Here is a 574-nt window from a genome sequence, read left to right as displayed (position 1 = left end):
CCCCTACCCAACCCACCCGCCGTCCGGTAGCCCATCGGACGCCGACCATCGGAGGAGACCGTGCTGTCGGCGGCCGCCCTGCTCACCGAACCCACTGACCTTCTGGATGGTTACCGTCCGGGCGAGCACTTCTTCTTCGCTTCACCGCGTGCGACGCTGCTCGCCGGCGGGGGGAGCAGCGAGATCTCCGTGGCGTGGGCGGCGAACGCCCCCGTCCGTGACCTGCCCGAACTCGTTACCGGTGTGCTGCCCTTCGACAGCGCGGCCCCGGCGGCGCTGATGGTCCCGGCGGACGTCCGCTGGTCCGGACCGCTGGGTCCGGCCCGTCCGGTCGTTCCGGCCGGTTCACCTCGTCCGATCGGTCGTTCCGGCCGGTCCGGCCGGAACGACCGGCAGCCGATGCCCGACGCCCAGGGCCGATGGCAGGCGCGGCCGGTCCCGGAACCAGAGATCTACCTGCGCGGAGTCGCCTCCGCGTTGGAACGGATACGCGCCGGCACCCTCGACAAGGTGGTACTGGCCCGATCGCTGCACATGACCGGGTCGGTCGACGTGGGCACGGTGCTGCGGGCGC

At 72.3% G+C, this 574-nt stretch carries 1 pseudogene; it reads left to right on the top strand.

The window, feature by feature from the left end:
- Window positions 1-60: 60 nt before the first annotated feature.
- Window positions 61-574: pseudogene (locus tag DD1DGNOD_RS26270) on the top strand (hypothetical protein); the annotation flags it as partial.

The sequence above is a fragment of the Candidatus Protofrankia californiensis genome, from assembly GCF_900634765.1.
Lineage (GTDB): Bacteria > Actinomycetota > Actinomycetes > Frankiales > Frankiaceae > Protofrankia > Protofrankia californiensis.
This window is presented reverse-complemented; position numbering and strand designations above follow the sequence as displayed.